This is a genomic window from Legionella sp. PC997 (genome assembly GCF_014109825.1).
Classification (GTDB): Bacteria; Pseudomonadota; Gammaproteobacteria; order Legionellales; family Legionellaceae; genus Legionella.
The window spans coordinates 154,543-171,497 of sequence record NZ_CP059576.1; the positions used below are offsets into that span (position 1 = coordinate 154,543).

Below are 16,955 nucleotides of genomic sequence, written 5' to 3' on the forward strand. Positions count from 1 at the left end.
TTTTTTCGCTGTGCTCTGAATGAATGGCCAGAATTCATGAGTATAGAGGTGATACTATGGCAACGAGTAGCGCAATTCTGCAGTCATTTCTTAGAGATGCATTGAAGGACAAAAAGAAACTTGCTGATTTGAGCTACGGGGACTTGCTTGACTACAACAGAGCTGAATGTGGCCTCATTCAGATTGATTCTTTACCCGGAAAATTTTCCGAGATCGAAGAGTTGTCAGAGAGTACTCATGCAATCATTTTGCATGGTAATAGACTCTATTACGGGGATAAAAAAAGTAACAGTATTTACCCGCTGGCTCGCTTAAAGAAACCTGTTAAGCCGATAATCCCTTCAACACTAGGGTTTTTAAAAAGAAATTCTCCTGAATATATAGAATATATTAAATCATCTGAATACTTACAGTATCTCCAAAAGTTGGAGGAATATAATAATAAATTAATTACATATAACGAAGAAAGTGTTCAATACAATAAGCTAAAGAAGGCGTGCACTCCAAGCTATAAACGGGCTAGAGGAGAGGAGCTGGAATGTATTAAAAAATTCACAGGCCGTGCCTTTACAGAATACCGCAGCAATGCTTTTCTTTCTTCATTAAATTTCTATTTAGAGTTATTGAACAAAACAGACAGCGTGATGTTCAAATACATGAATGATCTTCAAAAAGAAGAGCGTGTATATGAGTTGCAAATGACTCTTTTGCTCTTGTTAGCACAACAAAAACATGAAATAGAATATAAAAAATTCGAAAATATAAGAGAATACAATACCCAAATTAAAAAGTGCTCCGATTTTCTCAGATTATTAGATCCTGTATATCAGGCTAGGATAAAGGAGTTTGAAATACAGCAAGCAGGCTCTGATGCGAAACCTGTTAAATATATGGGTATTTCGGTAGGCCAATTATTAGCGGAAGATATTGTTGATTTGTCGATTGGTACCACGAAGTCGATTAAAAAGCACATGGGCAAATTGAATGAGAAGAGATTGTATTGGGTATGGGGTTCAACTTTTTTAAAAACCGTAATTGGATTAGTACCCGAAGGTCGTTACTACGCCGAACAAGCGGCTGAAGCCATCAAAACTCCTGATTTTTATACCGGTAATCTAAGTTGGACTTTATACTATGCTCGTTTTTTTCTGGAATTGGGTATATTACTCAAACACACAATAAAAGGCCCATGGATGGATGAGGTGGAAGCGAATACTCCTTGGCAGGATCGTTTTCTAACCCAATGGTCACAAAGGAAGTTTGATTTATTGAATGATTCGGTATGGGGTACTGCGAATCTGCTTTGCTTCTTCTGGCTTACAGGAAAAGGTTCACTTGGGATGGCAGGAGATGCCGTCACTCTTGCGCTGCTAGTTTTCGACATAATTATGACGGTATGGGCTTTTGAAGAAGAACGAATTAAACATAATAAAGCCATGATGCAATACAATGACGATATAGAGCGCTTAGAACAACAACTTCAAACATTTCGCGACATGGAGAAGGAAAGACAACTTACTAATGAACAACAAAAAGATAGTCGTCAAATAGAAATCCAACTGCGTACCTTAAAAAATGAAAAATCAAAGTGTGAAAGAGATTGGCAACTCCAAAAAATATCTTTAATCAATAATATTGCCTATGCAGTAGGTTTAATGCTCGCTTTTTTGATCTTAACTATGCCCTTCATGCCTATAGCAGCTCCGGTTTTAGCTTCTATGGCCATTGCTGGCGCAGTATTGTGCTTTGTATTTACCGTCATCAATAATGCTACCAAGGGTGGTATCGAACTGTATAAAACCCATTTGACCATTCAAGAGCAAATGAAACAGGCCTCCGATTTAACGGAACAATTGAAAAAACAGTATGATCACCTTGATAAGAAGGAAAAACAATTTATTTTCCTGGAAATAAAGCAATGCCTGGCAGAGACTGAATATCAGAAAAGGGTCAGAGTTTATCAATCGGCAAGTCTAGTGCGCAGCATTATAATTGAAGCGTTCATTCCTGCGGTTGTATTTGCAAGTTTAATGTTCGTACCTTTGGGTATAGGTGTACCCGTGCTTCTTATTGCAGTGGCGCTTGGCATTGCTTCCCATTATGCAGTAGAAACACTATTTAAACCTAAGGAGAAAGAGGCGTTAGAGTTTAATTCTACTGAATATGAGGAATTTTGTGAGGATATATTCAAAGTTGATTTTAAATTAGACAAGAGTCCTGCTTTCTTTAAAAAGGGTTCTGAAAACAATTCAATAGAACTATGTAATATGGCGTGTTTCTCCAATGATTAGCTGCAGACTAATTCTGCTTTGTCTAAAACTTATTTTTAATGATATTTGGTCTTTGAAATAAACACTATAAATAAAATTTTTTCATTTATATTCAATAGGGTTATATAAAATAAAAGACTGGTTTTCGTTATCTTCTAATGTATAATGTTTTGAAAGAAGCTTGACCGGAGTGTCTTAATGAAAAAGCTCACTACCCTGTTGTTGCTTGTTTTTTCTTTCAACGTTGTTGCTTCTGTAGAGTTCGGTGATTCTTGCGATACGCATGCAGGGATGTCAGATTCTTATGTTTTAGCGCTTAGCTCACAGCCTGGTTTTTGTCAAACCTATGGATATGAAGCAGGTAAGCCCGAATGCATGCATCTATCTAAAGACTCTTATCAAGCAAAGCATCTTACCCTACATGGTTTATGGCCCAATCAGAATGCCTGCGGCCAAAGTTATGGATATTGTGGTGTAGAGCAAAAATCTAGACATTGTGCTTATCCTCCGCTAAATCTCTCACCTCAAGTTTCTGAACATTTAAAAAAAATGATGCCCAGTTACAATTATGGGAGCTGTTTGGAGCGCCATGAATGGAATAAGCATGGAAGTTGCCAAATTTTATCTGCGGATGATTATTTTTCGCTTGCGATGCGTTTGACGGAGTCGGTGGATAATTCGATTTTGGGACAATACCTAACGCAACATCAAGGACAAAAGGTATCGTTGGCGGTGCTGCGAGAAATGGTAACCCAAACATTTGGTACAAATAATTCTGGAAAAGTTTATTTAGGTTGTAGGAATGGTATATTGGTTGATATTTATATTCAGTTGCCGGCATTAATTCCATTTGATGAACCGTTAGAATCATTAATCGATAGCGCTCCTGATTCACAAGTTAATGATACTTGTCCTGCTAAGGTAATGCTTTCAGATTTTAATAAAGGTTCCTGGTTTTAAAATAACCTGGGTAAAGCCCAGGTTTCGTATGAACTAAATCCCCGGGCCTCATCGCTTTATCCAGCCTTACTTATGAAGAATTTATGCATTATATCCTGACCTTGCACATTGTTAGAACTTCCTCTAATGTAGAGGAATTATTGATATGGGAATGAAGTCTATGCTAAAGCGGTCTTACTTATTGATTCCGATTGTATTTTTATTAACTGCTTGTGTGCATCATGCGCCAAAAAATGAGCCTCTCTCACCACCCCCTCAAGTACTTAAAACAAAACAAGTTAGACGAGTATCTGCTTTCAATCAAGTTAACGTCCAAGGACCAATTCATGTTAGGCTGCATACTGGTTATAAAGAGCCTCAGGTAATTTTATCGGGTGATCCTCGCGATTTGGCGGCAGTAAAAGTAGAGGTTTCACAAAACACCTTATATTTAGCGATAGCGGGGAAAGGAGATTTACATGGGTCAATCTATGCTGAGATACGAGGCCGATTTCTTAACCGCTTGATGGCTAATGGCACACCCATACTCACTGGAGATCAGATACGTACGAGTTTATTGGATGTGTACTTGGTGAATACCGGAACTGTAAGATTAGGTGGAGCTATCGGATTAAGAGTTTTGGATATACAAGGTAAAGGCCTTACTCAAATTGGCGGAATATCTAGTCCGGGTTTGCGACTCCATTTAGAAGGAAGCCCGAAGGTACAACTTTCCGGGGTAGTTAACCTGGCTAATTTAGTCATGCAAGGAAATGCATGGTTGAGTTTATTTTGGGTTAAAACGGATACTTTGACGGTTCGTGCGAAGCAGAAATCTACAATCCAACTAGCTGGCGCCGTAAATAGGCTCGACGTTGAACTTTGGGGAAATGCACGATTTAAAGGTCGTTACTTACGAGCACAACGCAGTTTTGTCAAAACCCACGATCGTTCGGTTGCAGAAATTTCAGTGGCAAAACATCAGAGCAATTTAGCTACTGATGCCAGTGATATTTATTATTTTAATCTACCTACCACCCGCGCAGACTTTATGGCGTTCGATGGCTCGGTATTGGATATGCGCGAGTGGAATCAATTCGAATTGAAAGATTTCAATCGCTACAATAAGCAATTTCCTTAAAATTCATGGTGAAATTCCCCTTCACCCCAACCCTTTCCCGTAATGGGAAAGGGGGGGATTTATCGCTATCTCAACCGTATTGGAAAGTGAGAGCAGCCCTTATCTCTGGCAGGGAGCGCATAACGAAGGTAGAGATCGACTCTAACTCTCTCCCATCAACAAAAGAGACGATTTTTCATTAAGATTGGGTGAGGTGCGTTGATTAATACACTGCACAATTTGATCCAAATCATTATCTAATGGCAAGACATGAGCTGAATTTGCTAACCAGTGGATTGTTGTGTTGGGGACATGAGAAAACATTTGTTCTACCTCTTTTGAGGCAACAACAATATCATGAACACCAAAAAAGAGATCAATTGGGCAATTGGGGGTAATCCATTGATATTCGCGAATCATTGTAAACAGTTCAATAAGTACAGGAATGGGTATCCTTCGATAGGATATTTCGGCATGTTTGTTGGTTTCCATATTACCCGCTACGCCCCTTAGTTCACAGAATCCAAGTTTTTTTAGTACAAGAAGAAGCTGTAGATTACGATAAATATTCATTTGTAATTTTAAAGCAGGAGCTAAAAGAAACATATGATTGAATGTAAAAGTTGCACTCAACTCGCATGCCAATATTCCCCCAAGGGATAACCCCAGGACATCCACATGTTGATATTCTTTAAATAACTGTTCACACTCTTTCGTTGCACATTCAATCCAATCTGAAACCTTGGTGTGGGCAAAGGCAGCGATACTTTCGGCATGACCCGGTAATGCTGGACAAACTACGGCATCGTAATGATTTAATTGAGGAATTAAGTAGCGATAAACTGCGGGTGTAGAGGTAAACCCATGTAAAAGTAGCAGTGCGCGATCGGTTTTTGTGCCTCGTCGTCTAATGGGCTTAAGGAGATTATAATCTTCTTTGTTTAAATCAAACAGTTGTTTACCGCGACGCATATAGCGAAAATCATTAAGATTCATAGTAAAATATCATTCCATAAAGGTTGCAATAATTTTGCAAAATTATTGTAAATTATGATTAAATCCAATTCATCAAAGAACAACTCTTGATAAGATAAGTGTATCTGAAATTATTCGATCTGCGCTATCTATTTAAAGGTAATGTTTCTTATGATGTGCTATCTTTAACATAGAGGTGGATTATTACCGAGGTTAAGATTTATGAGTACTGAAAAAACTGAAAAAGAAAAGCCCAAATCACAAGAAACTCAGACGACTAGCTCTCCGCCTCCACAACCTAATGTAATCACACCTGACATTAATGACGGGCCTAAACCAAAATCGGATAAGGACGAAGATAAGAAGCCTTCGCAAGACGAGGGTAAGCCCTTCCCAGAAGCTAAAAAGAAGTCTACTGAGAGTAAGGAAAAAAATCCTTATCTTGAATTGAACGAGCAACTCAGTGAGATGGTTTCTGAGATTAATGGAGATATAAACGGTGCCCTGAAAAAGGCAGGGGAAATGGCCTTAGATAAATTTTCAAAGACCGAGTTAGGCCAAGCTTTAGGTGGATTAAAAGACGCCTTTAACGCTAAGGCCGGAGATATAAAAGATCAATTATTGGATCAAGCGGATCAAAAATTGGATGATCTCAAAAACACCCAAGCAGGGCAAGCAGCTCTTCAGTTTAAAGAAATGGTAAGTTCTATTCAAGACGCGGTTAATTCGGGACTTGTGAATGCGATAAAAGGTGTCACAGCCCAGTTAACTGGGGGGGATGGGAAAGAACTGGATGAAATGGCAGAACCAGAACCAGAAGAGGATGAGGATGTGCAAATGGATTTAGGTAGCCCGGAAAATAGTACTTCTTCGAATTTAATGGCGGAATTTAATGAAGCATTTGAAGGTATGGATTTTGATTCACTTGTTGAGCAATCACCTAGTCCTTCTCCTAGCGAGAAGGAAGAAAAAACATTTGAACAGAATGGACCATCAGGCCCCTGACTTGCATCTATAAAATACCCGGGTTTTGCTTAACCCGGGTTGTATTCCAATTAATTTTAGCCCAATAGCTTATGTGGTAAGCTTTCGATACGCCCGGCTTGAGTTACGACTACATAATTTAATTTACGTTGCAGTTCGCTAATTGTGTCTGCGCCAGCATAGGTCAGACCGGATCTTAAACCCCCAACTATATCAGCAATAATCGCATCTGGATTTTCTTTATAGGGTACTTCAGTTGCGACTCCCTCAGCCGTTTTCCATTCATGCATTTGTCCTAAGAAGTTCTCTTGCGCTTCTTTAGATGCCATGCCACGGTAACGTTTTACTTTGGTGCCATCTTGCTTTTGAATCACCTCACCAGGAGTTGGTGATGTACCTGCTAACATACCACCAATCATCACAAAGTCAGCACCAAAGGCTAGGGCTTTGACGATGTCACCAGTGGTTCTAATTCCGCCATCCGCTACAATAGAGCGATCTGAGCGCGAACAATCTTGAATGCAGGTTAACATGGGTACACCAAAGCCAGTTTTAATACGAGTACTGCATACTGAACCACCGCCAATACCCGCCTTAATGATATCTGCCCCACATGAAGCAAGATAATCAGCTCCTGCATAGGTCGCAACATTTCCAGCCATAATACAGCGATCCGCAAGTAAATGACGTAAACTTTTTAGAGTTTTTCCTACGTATTTGGCATGGGCATGGGCAACATCCACACAAAAATAGTTAGCTCCCGCATCACGTAATGCTTCTGCTCTTTCCAATTCAGCTGCCGTACAACCAATCGAAACAAATACATTACTTTGACATTTTTTAAATTCTTGAATGTTTTCTTCGATCGACATAAAACGGTGTAATGCGCCCATTGCACCTTTAGAACCCATGAAATTAGCCATAGAACTTTCAGTAATTGTATCCATATTAGAACTAATTACAGGGAGTTCTAAAGATAATTTGCCCAACCGATCGGTATTGGTTGTTTCCACGACTCTTCTTGATTCGTGGTGGTTGTATGAAGGAACAAGCAGAACGTCATCAAAAGTGATGGCATGGTCAGTCATGGTAAATCCTTAAAGTGCGTACTATAAATGTTCTGCTGCATAAAATGCAAGCCTTGAGCGTTCCCCGCGAGTTAAACTCATATGCGCACTGTGCTCCCAGTGTTTAAACCGGTCTACCGCAAAAGTTAAACCCGAGGTTGTTTCGCTCAAATAAGGAGTATCTATTTGCTTAATATCCCCAAGACAAATAATTTTCGATCCTGGACCGGCACGTGTAACCAGAGTTTTTATTTGTTTCGGAGTCAGGTTCTGTGCTTCATCGATGATAATATAGCGATTTAAAAAAGTACGACCCCGCATGAAGTTCAAAGAGCGAATTTTAATTTTGTTTTGTAATAGATCTTGAGTTGCGCCCCGTCCAAAACTACCGCCTACTTGGGAGCTGTGTAAAACTTCTAAGTTATCCATTAAAGCGCCCATCCACGGCGTCATTTTTTCTTCTTCAGTTCCCGGTAAGAAGCCAATATCTTCTCCAACAGGAATGGTCACACGCGTCATAAGAATTTCGTTATAACGGTTTTGATCTAAAACTTGAGTTAAACCTGCAGCAATAGTAAGAAGGGTTTTCCCAGTACCTGCAGGACCTTGTAAGCTTACAAAATCAATATCTGGATCCATGAGTAAATTTAAAGAAAAGTTTTGCTCACGATTTTTAGCATGGATTCCCCATACGGAATGTTTCGTGTAATCACGAACTAACTGAATCACTGCATGGTCACTTTCAAGTTTTTTCACGATGGCTTGGAATTGATCATCCTCGGTGCTAATGCAATCGTTGGGATTCCATTGATTAATTAACGGGCCTGCTACTTTATAAAAAGTCTTGCCGCTTTCTTGCCATGAACCCATGTCTTTTGCATGAGTATCCCAGAAACTATTATCAAGAATATGTAGACCTCGGTGTAAGAGATTGACATCATCAAGTACCTGGTCACTATAATAATCTTCTGCAAGAATGCCAAGAATTCCTGCTTTGATACGCAAGTTAATATCCTTCGATACAATAATCACCTGCCTTTTTCCCGCATACTTTTTTTGTAACCCTAATGCGGTGGCAAGAATTGTGTTATCCACTTTATGCCCTGGAAGCGTGGAAGGAACAACTTGGTCGAATTCATCCGTTTGAAAAAATAACTTTCCACTGCACTTCTTTTTATCGGAGTTGAGATAGTTTGGTATAGCTAAACCAGATACGATTTGTTCATGCGAGGCATTGCTCATGAGCTCTACCAACATACGGTTGGTTTGACGGACGTTTCGTGCGACCTCCGATGTACCCGTTTTATGGCTGTCTAACTCCTCCAAAACTACCATGGGTAAATAAATATCATGCTCTTCAAAATGATAGATGGCTGTAGGGTCATGCATTAAAATATTGGTATCAAGTACAAACAGCTTCGGGCGGGTATTGCTATTATCCATAAATTCACCTTGTGATTAAAACGCGTAGCCTGGTTGCGGTCTTCACCAACCTACAATTATTTGAATGCTTCTTTCATTCTGCTTAGGGGAGGAGATTCAGTCAAGGATAAAATTACTGTAACGATTCATCACGGTTACTAAAAATCCACATTAGGATCATTTTGAGCGATCGTTAGGCAACTCTGGTTTCTCCTAAAGCATTAATATGATCCGTCGGTATAAATTTTATTTTAATGAGTTAAGTACTTCCGCGACATGTCCCTTCACACTTACTTTGCGCCATTCTTTGATTAATTTCCCTTGCGGATCAATGATAAATGTGCTTCGCTCAATACCTCGAACTTGTTTACCGTACATGGATTTCATTTTTATCACATCAAACAATTGGCATAATTGTTCATCATGATCGCTAATCAATTCGAAAGGAAAATTTTGTTTTGCTTTAAAATTCTCATGAGATTTCAAGCTGTCCCGGGAAACTCCAAATATTTGGGCCTTTAATTTTTGAAACTGAGGATATGCATCCCGGAAATCTTGACCTTCTGTTGTGCATCCTGGAGTTGCATCTTTAGGGTAAAAATAAAGGACTACGTGTTGTCCTCGATAATCACTTAGATGAGCATTGAGCCCACTTGTTGCTGCGAATGCAAAATCGGGTACCGATTCGTCTACATTCATTAATCTCTCCCTGTTTTTTTCATTATCCGGGAGCGGTCTCTTTCCCATTCCCGATCCTTAATGGTGTCGCGCTTATCATGCTCTTTTTTACCTTTGGCCAAAGCTATTTTTATCTTTATATTATTTTTTTTCCAATACAAAGAAAGGGGCACTATAGTATATCCTTGACGTTCGACACTTCCGATGAGGTGATTAAGTTCTTTTTTATTTAATAATAACTTACGTGTACGTATTGGGTCCGGGATAGAGTGAGTAGAGGCGGTTATGAGTGGCTGAATCTGGGCGCCCAGCAAAAAGGCTTCACTGTTTTTGATAATAATGTGGGCATCTGACAAATTTATTTTCCCTGCGCGCAAACTTTTGACTTCCCAGCCTTCAAGCACTAGGCCGGCCTCATATTGATCCTCAATAAAATAGTTAAAGCCTGCTTTGCGATTCAAAACAATGGTTGAATCGGATTGTTTTTTGTTGGTCATATTTATTCTTTATTGCGATCGTGTTTGTAATCCAATGGTAATTGAGGATAAACCCGATTTAATTGATCATCAACCGCGACTCGGTTATCAAATACAAAGCATTGTCCTTCCCAGAGCGATTCTTCCTTAGGCATTTGTTCAATATAGTTGAGAATACCATCATGCAAATGATACACATTTTCAAAACCTAAATCCTTTAAATAAGCGGTGGATTTTTCACAGCGTATGCCACCGGTGCAAAACATGGCAATTTTTTTATCTTTTTTATCGAGCAACTGCTCACGCACGTAGTGCGGGAAATCTCTAAAGTTTTCTGTGGTGGGATTAATGGCGTTTTTGAACGTGCCTAATTCAAACTCATAATCATTACGCGTATCGATTAAGACGACGTTAGGATCTTGAATTAATTCATTCCATTCCTGGGGGCTAAGATAAGTTCCCGCCTTTTTCAACGGATCAACGTTGTTTATACCCATGGTGACAATTTCTTTGCGAAGTTTAACCTTCGATTTTTCGAATGGATTTTCTTCATCGAATGTTTCTTTAAACTTTAAGTCGGCTAAGCGCTCATCTTGACGTATGAATTGATAAAAAAGATCCATTTGTTCACGCGTACCAGCAAAACTTCCATTGATTCCTTCAGAGGCTAATATAATAGTTCCTTTGATTTGGATTTCATGCATTTGAGCAAGCAAAGGTTGTCGCAACATTTCAAAATCTTCTAAGGAAACAAATTTATAAAATGAAGCAATGACGATTTTTTTCATTGTACTACCTGAAATATAAACAAAAATATTTGGCAAAAATTACCATTTACACAGAATTTAATCAATAGGCTTCAATTAAATGCACCCGATGTTACGTTTAAATATTAAGCAAAATTAATGAAATGCGTTGACAAAAACTAACCAGCGATCATACTGTTATATACCAAAGCTATCTGTGTTTTAATCCGTTGGCTTTTATAAGGAGATAATATGGCCTATTACATTCGGAAGTTGCGGTGGTTCCTTGTCCTTTGTTTATTCATACCCCTCATAAGTTATTCTGCTACCCCAGTAAAGTCGATGGTTGTTTTTGGTGACAGCTTGTCGGATACAGGAAATACCACGCATCTACTTAAAAGTTTGCGTCAGGAAGAAGACCCTGCTTTTTTAGTAGCTCCGTTTAAAGTTTTTGTGCTTAACAAAATGGTTGAGTTCGCCGACGAATATTATGTACCACAAATGGTTTTGGATTCCGGTATCGCTATTGTTACAGATTTTTTTGATAATCAATTAGCACCTTATATCGCTAATTTGGTCAGCAAAATTAAAATGGTGCCTGTATTACCTGGAAAACCCTATTGGAATGCACGTTTCTCTAATGGCCAGGTATGGAATGAATATTTAGCAAAAATGATATCCATTTCTCCAGAGGATGAAGAAGTGTATTTAAATCGTGCTTTTGGGGGGAGTTGGACTGCTACTTACGATTATCAATTAACAGTGTGGAATTTGATTCGTCATCCATTAGGAACAATAAAAAATCTAATAGTAGGTAAGTTGGTCCCACCTAGTCTTGGTCTGACTGTTCAAGCTTATTTGTTAGAACACCCTGCCTTAAGTGATGAAACGGTATTTTTTATTTTCTCAGGCAGTAATGATTACATCAACGTCTTATTCTTTGAAGACAATTACAACACAGAAGTAATGAGTACCTATGTTGATAATGTCCTATCAGGCGCTGGTTCTGCTGTGATGAAATTGATGCAAGCTGGTGCGCGTCGATTTGTTATTATGGGGCTGCCTCATATAGGTGATACTCCCCGTATGGTACAAACCACAGATCGAGAAGTTTTAAATAACGCTATTGATATGCACAATGAGCGACTTCGAAATCGCATGGAAGAATGGGCAAAAATTTATCCTGATGCAAACTTCCTCTATATCGACATGGGAGATTATTTGTCACGCGCTTTAAAAAATCCAGAAACTTATGGATTCACCAACACTACTGACGCGTGTATTGATGTGAAGCTTCCTATGTATGATGCATTCCGTAGTTCACCTTTTGCTAATAACTTCGTACTACGTTATGCGCAAGTACTACAATATAGAGATGCAAGCTTCGCTGCAGGAGATAAAAACTACCAAGTATGTGATACTCCTGAAAGCTATTTATTCTGGGATGAAATTCATCCAAGTACACGTGCTCATGGGTTGTTGGCCTTTGAGGTATGCAAGGCCATGAAAGACCATGGATATGATTTAACGTGTCAGAATCCTATAGAGTAAGGGAGTCGTTAAGTATTTATTCTAGTGTGGCCTGGGTGAAGGCGCAGCCATTAACCCGGGTTTTCTTTTTGTAGAATTCCCGGATGCAACTGTGTCTTCCCTGAGGCAAGAATTTTTATCTTTAATCTAAAGAGGATAAATTTTGCAGCATCATCCTCTGGAGAGGTTTTTACTACACCGAACATGTTAGTGATTTATAAATGTTTATGGCATAATTGCCCTTTTTTTATTGATAAGTCGTTCATGTGCGGTTGTTGAAACGAGGAGCAGGTTATGTGTGGGATTATTGGAGCTGTATCTGAAAGGGACATCAGTAAAATTTTACTGGAAGGGTTACGGCGTTTAGAGTATCGAGGCTATGATTCTGCTGGTATCGCAGTAATTGATAATAATGAGCATTTAAATCGCGTACGCATCCAAGGTAAAGTGCAAAATTTAGCGGATGCCATGCAAGAAACAGCAGTCACTGGTAATACAGGTATTGCTCATACGCGATGGGCCACCCACGGAAAGCCTTCAGAACAAAATGCACATCCCCATTTATCCCATGGTGAAATTGCCTTAGTCCATAATGGAATTATTGAAAATCATGAACACTTACGTCGTGAATTAGCAGCGAGAGGGTATCAGTTTACTTCTGAAACAGATACAGAGGTGGCGGCCCATTTAATTCATTACTATTATCTACAAAGTGAAAATTTGCTCCAAGCAGTACAAACCGCCGCCGCAGAAATGCAAGGTGCATTCGCCTTGGGTGTTATACATCAACAAAAGCCTAGGGAACTTGTTGCTATTCGTAAAGGTAGTCCTTTAGTGGTCGGCATAGGAATTGGTGAAAATTTTATTGCCTCGGATGGGTTAGCATTAAAATCCTTTGCACAATCGGTAACTTATTTGGAAGAAGGCGACAGTGCATTGATTACCTCAAAAAGCATTGCAATCTATGACGCCTCTAAATCATTAGTCGAGCGCCCGCGCCATCCTTTAACCAGTGATGCTGAGACTGTAAGTAAAGGTCCTTATCGACATTTTATGCTCAAGGAGATCTTTGAACAATCTAAGGTGCTAACAGATACTTTGGAAGGTCGTGTAAATAGTCTGGAAGTACTCAGATCCAGTTTTGGAGAGCGGGCCTCCCATATATTTCCTATGGTGAAGCAGATTCATATTGTTGCTTGCGGTACCAGTTACCATGCCGGAATGGTTGCCAAATACTGGTTAGAGTCATTGGCTGGGCTTCCCACCCAAGTGGAAATTGCCAGTGAGTATCGATATCGTGACGTGGTAGTTCCTAAAGACACTTTATTTATTACTGTTTCCCAGTCAGGCGAAACAGCAGATACTCTGGCGGCGTTACAAAAAGCAAAAGACATGGGGTATTTGGCTAGTTTGGCAATTTGTAATGTTGCAACAAGTACCTTGGTCCGAGAAGCTGATTGTGTGTTCCTAACACGTGCCGGAGTTGAGATTGGTGTGGCATCGACTAAGGCCTTTACAACGCAGTTGGCTGCTTTTCTAATGTTAGCAGCAGCGCTTTGTCATGATAATCGAGCGAATGAAGTATTGAAGCAATTGCAAGAGCTGCCTGCATGTTGTGAACGTGCAATAAAGATGAATGAAGAAATTGAAGACCTCGCCTCACTGTTTGTCCATAAAGCGCATGCTTTATTTTTAGGACGGGGGGTGCAATACCCAGTAGCTTTGGAGGGTGCATTGAAATTAAAAGAAATTTCTTATATTCATGCTGAGGCATACCCCTCCGGAGAGTTAAAACATGGTCCTTTGGCTTTAGTTGATGAAAACATGCCAGTTGTTGCTGTAGCTCCTAATGATGAGTTATTGGATAAATTAAAATCCAATCTACATGAGGTAAGTGCTCGGGGTGGTCAGTTGTTTGTTTTTGTTGATGACTCCCAGAGTTGGCGAGCAAATGGGGCTCGCTTGATTAAGGTTCCTAGCTGTGGTTTATGGGTGGCTCCAATTATTTATACGATTCCTTTGCAATTATTGGCTTATCATGTTGCTGTTGTTAAAGGGACTGATGTGGATCAGCCACGTAACCTTGCCAAATCTGTGACTGTTGAGTAATAATGTGGCGAATTTTTAACTCGTCACCCTTGATCTCCTTCTCTAGACATAGAGAGAGCTTAAGAAAGTTGATAGTAGGTAAATGGAGCACGTAACCCAAGAATCGATTGCCGAACTTTGGGTGCGTTCGCGAAGCGTAATCCAGGTTACTAACTCCTTAATGTCTAAGGTGAAGTAATCTATTGTTATATTTTTTATGTTTTACGGGGATGTAAATGACTCAAGAGATGTTGAGATTAGCTGCGATTATTGCGCAAGAACTCAAAGTTAAACCAGCGCAGGCAGAAGCAGCCATTCGTCTGCTCAATGAAGGGGCTACCGTTCCTTTCATTGCTCGTTATCGTAAGGAAGCTACCGAAGGACTAGATGATGTGCAATTACGCTATATAGATGAGCGCGTACTTTATCTGCGTGAATTAGATGAACGTCGTGCCGTAGTTTTACAGTCTATCCGCGAACAAGAGAAACTAACTCCGGAACTGGAACAAAGTATTTTGGCAGCAGATACTAAAACTCGTCTTGAAGATTTATATTTGCCATTCAGACCCAAGCGTCGTACAAAAGCACAGATAGCCATTGAAGCAGGTTTAGAGCCGCTTGCCCAGGCACTTTGGAAAAATCCTACTTTGGACCCCGAAACAGAAGCTACTCAATTTATCAATCCTGAGGCAGGAGTTGAGGATGCAAAAGCAGCATTAGAGGGTGCTCGTCATATATTAATGGAACATTTTGCTGAAGATGCTGATTTGATTAATGAATTACGTGAATATTTGTGGCAACACTGTATTGTCAAATCGGTAGGTAGCTCTAAGAAAAAAGAAACAATCAATAAGTTTTCGGATTATTTTGACTATTCCGAAGCGATTAAAAAAATTCCGTCACATCGTGCATTAGCATTATTCCGTGGACGTCGAGAAAGTGTTTTGCAAGTCGCTCTTACTTTACCTGAACACGATTTAGCATATGGTGAAAATAAATTAGCAACGCATTTCAACATTGTTGATCAACAGAGAAAAGCAGACCAGTGGTTACTTGAAACAGTGCGTCTGACTTGGAAGGTAAAATTATTTACCAAGTTAGAGTTGGAATTGCTGACTCGCTTACGAGAAATTGCAGATGAAGAAGCAATAAAAGTATTTTCCAGAAATTTACGTGACTTATTACTGGCCGCACCGGCAGGTCCACAAATTACAATTGGACTTGATCCTGGAATCCGAACTGGCGTTAAAGTGGTTGTGGTCGATTCAACGGGTAAGTTACTGGATTACACCGTTATTTTCCCATTCGCACCACAAAATGAATGGCATCCGGCAATTACTGATTTAGCTAAGTTGGCAGCAAAATACCAGGTTAATCTTATAAGTATTGGTAATGGCACAGGTTCTCGTGAAACAGAACGCTTAGTCTCTGATTTAATAAAAATGTATCCTGATTTAAAACTAACTAAAGTTATTGTCAGTGAGGCCGGCGCGTCTGTTTACTCAGCTTCAGAAATTGCTTCTGAAGAATTCCCTGATTTGGATGTTACATTAAGAGGAGCTGTTTCAATTGCGCGACGTCTCCAAGATCCGCTGGCAGAATTGGTGAAAATCGAAGCCAAATCGATTGGAGTAGGACAGTATCAACATGATGTGAACCAAACTCGTCTAGCTCGCAGTCTTGATGGTGTTGTAGAAGATTGCGTGAATGCCGTAGGCGTTGATGTAAATACTGCCTCGGCTGCTCTGTTATCTCATATTTCAGGTCTTAATGAAGCTCTTGCTAAAAACATTGTACTTTATCGTGATGAACACGGAGCATTTAAAAATCGAGCTGAATTAAAAAATGTACATCGTATGGGTGAAAAAGCATTTCAACAAGCGGCTGGCTTCTTACGCATTATGAATGGAGATAACCCGCTGGATGCTTCTTGTGTCCATCCAGAAGCTTATCCTTTAGTAGAAAAAATAATTGAAAATAAGAACATTGATATTAAGAAGCTGATCGGCAATAAAGAAATATTACACAGCGTTAATGCGGAACAATTTGTTGATGAACAATATGGCTTGCCTACTATAAGAGATGTGTTGCGTGAACTGGAAAAGCCAGGTCGTGATCCACGTCCAGAGTTTAAAACCGCGCAATTCAAGGAAGGTGTTGAAGACATCGAACATTTGCATGAAGGGATGATTCTGGAAGGTGTGGTGAGTAATGTGACTAATTTTGGGGCCTTTGTGGATATTGGAGTACACCAAGATGGGTTGGTGCATATTTCTGCGATGACCAATAAATTTATTTCTGATCCACGTACTATAGTGAAAGCCGGTGATATCGTGACGGTCAAGGTTATTGAGGTGGATAAAGAACGGAAAAGAATTGGTCTGAGTATGAAATTGGAAGACGAGCCTGCAAGTCCGTCGGTTAAAAAAATTGCCAAGGCGTCGGAAGTGAAAAGACCCCCCCAAGTTAAAAGAACGGAGCACAAGAAAAAACCAGAGGCTAAAAAAATTGAGCCTGCTAAAAAAACGGTATTTAATACAGCAATGGCGGATGCCTTAGCAAAATTAAAACGTAATTAAACACTTGATGCGTTGGTCGGGGTGAATGCGAAATGGAACTGATTTTCCGTTTAAAAAATGCGTAATCCTGGGGTCTGTCGA

General features: G+C 39.7%; 13 protein-coding genes. 7 read left to right on the forward strand and 6 right to left on the reverse strand.

Translation table 11 applies throughout. The annotated features are described in order from the left end of the window. Positions 1-56: 56 nt before the first annotated feature. The 3 genes from HBNCFIEN_RS00690 to HBNCFIEN_RS00700 all read left to right on the forward strand — a co-directional run bounded on the left by HBNCFIEN_RS00690 (position 57) and on the right by HBNCFIEN_RS00700 (position 4,350). Positions 57-2,291 carry a hypothetical protein gene (locus HBNCFIEN_RS00690; protein WP_182392249.1) on the forward strand — a complete coding sequence of 745 codons (2,235 nt, stop codon included), beginning with the start codon at positions 57-59 and terminating at the stop codon, positions 2,289-2,291. A gap of 177 nt (positions 2,292-2,468) precedes the next feature. Beyond that, positions 2,469-3,230, forward strand: a complete 762-nt coding sequence (locus tag HBNCFIEN_RS00695) for a ribonuclease T (protein WP_182392250.1) — start codon at positions 2,469-2,471, stop codon at positions 3,228-3,230. Between the two features lie 160 nt (positions 3,231-3,390). Continuing rightward, positions 3,391-4,350 carry a GIN domain-containing protein gene (locus HBNCFIEN_RS00700; RefSeq protein WP_182392251.1) on the forward strand — a complete coding sequence of 320 codons (960 nt, stop codon included), beginning with the start codon at positions 3,391-3,393 and terminating at the stop codon, positions 4,348-4,350. A 141-nt stretch (positions 4,351-4,491) separates the two neighbouring features. On the opposite strand, the gene HBNCFIEN_RS00705 is transcribed toward HBNCFIEN_RS00700, so the two are convergent. After that, positions 4,492-5,325, reverse strand: a complete 834-nt coding sequence (locus HBNCFIEN_RS00705) for a carboxylesterase (RefSeq protein ID WP_182392252.1) — start codon at positions 5,323-5,325, stop codon at positions 4,492-4,494. A 201-nt stretch (positions 5,326-5,526) separates the two neighbouring features. Between HBNCFIEN_RS00705 and HBNCFIEN_RS00710 the strand changes: the two genes are divergently transcribed. Beyond that, positions 5,527-6,309: a hypothetical protein gene (locus HBNCFIEN_RS00710; protein WP_182392253.1), complete on the forward strand. Its 783-nt coding sequence runs from the start codon at positions 5,527-5,529 to the stop codon at positions 6,307-6,309. A gap of 56 nt (positions 6,310-6,365) precedes the next feature. Here the strand turns inward: HBNCFIEN_RS00710 and HBNCFIEN_RS00715 are convergent, their stop codons facing one another. The 5 genes from HBNCFIEN_RS00715 to HBNCFIEN_RS00735 all read right to left on the reverse strand — a co-directional run bounded on the left by HBNCFIEN_RS00715 (position 6,366) and on the right by HBNCFIEN_RS00735 (position 10,719). After that, positions 6,366-7,376: a guanosine monophosphate reductase gene (locus HBNCFIEN_RS00715; RefSeq protein ID WP_182392254.1), complete on the reverse strand. Its 1,011-nt coding sequence runs from the start codon at positions 7,374-7,376 to the stop codon at positions 6,366-6,368. A gap of 21 nt (positions 7,377-7,397) precedes the next feature. Next, positions 7,398-8,798: a PhoH family protein gene (locus tag HBNCFIEN_RS00720; protein WP_182392255.1), complete on the reverse strand. Its 1,401-nt coding sequence runs from the start codon at positions 8,796-8,798 to the stop codon at positions 7,398-7,400. Positions 8,799-9,023: 225 nt separating this feature from the next. Continuing rightward, a complete protein-coding gene (locus HBNCFIEN_RS00725; protein ID WP_182392256.1) occupies positions 9,024-9,476 on the reverse strand; it encodes a peroxiredoxin in 453 nt (150 codons plus the stop codon). After that, positions 9,476-9,952, reverse strand: a complete 477-nt coding sequence (gene smpB / locus HBNCFIEN_RS00730) for an SsrA-binding protein SmpB (protein ID WP_182392257.1) — start codon at positions 9,950-9,952, stop codon at positions 9,476-9,478. Before smpB ends, HBNCFIEN_RS00725 begins: the two co-directional genes overlap by 1 nt. Positions 9,953-9,954: 2 nt before the next feature. Next, complete coding sequence (locus tag HBNCFIEN_RS00735; protein WP_182392258.1) at positions 9,955-10,719, reverse strand: rhodanese-related sulfurtransferase; 765 nt, start codon at positions 10,717-10,719, stop codon at positions 9,955-9,957. 210 nt (positions 10,720-10,929) lie between these two features. On the opposite strand from HBNCFIEN_RS00735, the gene plaC reads away from it, so the two are divergent. From plaC to HBNCFIEN_RS00750, 3 genes are all read left to right on the forward strand, one after another. Then, complete coding sequence (plaC, locus tag HBNCFIEN_RS00740; RefSeq protein ID WP_182392259.1) at positions 10,930-12,228, forward strand: lysophospholipase/glycerophospholipid:cholesterol acyltransferase PlaC; 1,299 nt, start codon at positions 10,930-10,932, stop codon at positions 12,226-12,228. Positions 12,229-12,501: 273 nt separating this feature from the next. Beyond that, positions 12,502-14,316, forward strand: a complete 1,815-nt coding sequence (gene glmS / locus HBNCFIEN_RS00745; RefSeq protein ID WP_182392260.1) for a glutamine--fructose-6-phosphate transaminase (isomerizing) — start codon at positions 12,502-12,504, stop codon at positions 14,314-14,316. Between the two features lie 215 nt (positions 14,317-14,531). Further along, positions 14,532-16,874: a Tex family protein gene (locus HBNCFIEN_RS00750; protein ID WP_182392261.1), complete on the forward strand. Its 2,343-nt coding sequence runs from the start codon at positions 14,532-14,534 to the stop codon at positions 16,872-16,874. The last annotated feature ends 81 nt before the right edge of the window (positions 16,875-16,955 follow it).

Bases quoted from the DNA above. Each gene is read 5' to 3' on its own strand.
- HBNCFIEN_RS00750 (WP_182392261.1), top strand. From the start codon at position 14,532: ATGACTCAAGAGATGTTGAGATTAGCTGCGATTATTGCGCAAGAACTC.
- HBNCFIEN_RS00700 (WP_182392251.1), top strand. From the start codon at position 3,391: ATGCTAAAGCGGTCTTACTTATTGATTCCGATTGTATTTTTATTAACT.
- HBNCFIEN_RS00735 (WP_182392258.1), bottom strand. From the start codon at position 10,719: ATGAAAAAAATCGTCATTGCTTCATTTTATAAATTTGTTTCCTTAGAA.
- HBNCFIEN_RS00725 (WP_182392256.1), bottom strand. From the start codon at position 9,476: ATGAATGTAGACGAATCGGTACCCGATTTTGCATTCGCAGCAACAAGT.
- HBNCFIEN_RS00720 (WP_182392255.1), bottom strand. From the start codon at position 8,798: ATGGATAATAGCAATACCCGCCCGAAGCTGTTTGTACTTGATACCAAT.
- HBNCFIEN_RS00705 (WP_182392252.1), bottom strand. From the start codon at position 5,325: ATGAATCTTAATGATTTTCGCTATATGCGTCGCGGTAAACAACTGTTT.
- glmS (WP_182392260.1), top strand. From the start codon at position 12,502: ATGTGTGGGATTATTGGAGCTGTATCTGAAAGGGACATCAGTAAAATT.
- HBNCFIEN_RS00715 (WP_182392254.1), bottom strand. From the start codon at position 7,376: ATGACTGACCATGCCATCACTTTTGATGACGTTCTGCTTGTTCCTTCA.
- HBNCFIEN_RS00690 (WP_182392249.1), top strand. From the start codon at position 57: ATGGCAACGAGTAGCGCAATTCTGCAGTCATTTCTTAGAGATGCATTG.
- HBNCFIEN_RS00695 (WP_182392250.1), top strand. From the start codon at position 2,469: ATGAAAAAGCTCACTACCCTGTTGTTGCTTGTTTTTTCTTTCAACGTT.
- smpB (WP_182392257.1), bottom strand. From the start codon at position 9,952: ATGACCAACAAAAAACAATCCGATTCAACCATTGTTTTGAATCGCAAA.
- HBNCFIEN_RS00710 (WP_182392253.1), top strand. From the start codon at position 5,527: ATGAGTACTGAAAAAACTGAAAAAGAAAAGCCCAAATCACAAGAAACT.
- plaC (WP_182392259.1), top strand. From the start codon at position 10,930: ATGGCCTATTACATTCGGAAGTTGCGGTGGTTCCTTGTCCTTTGTTTA.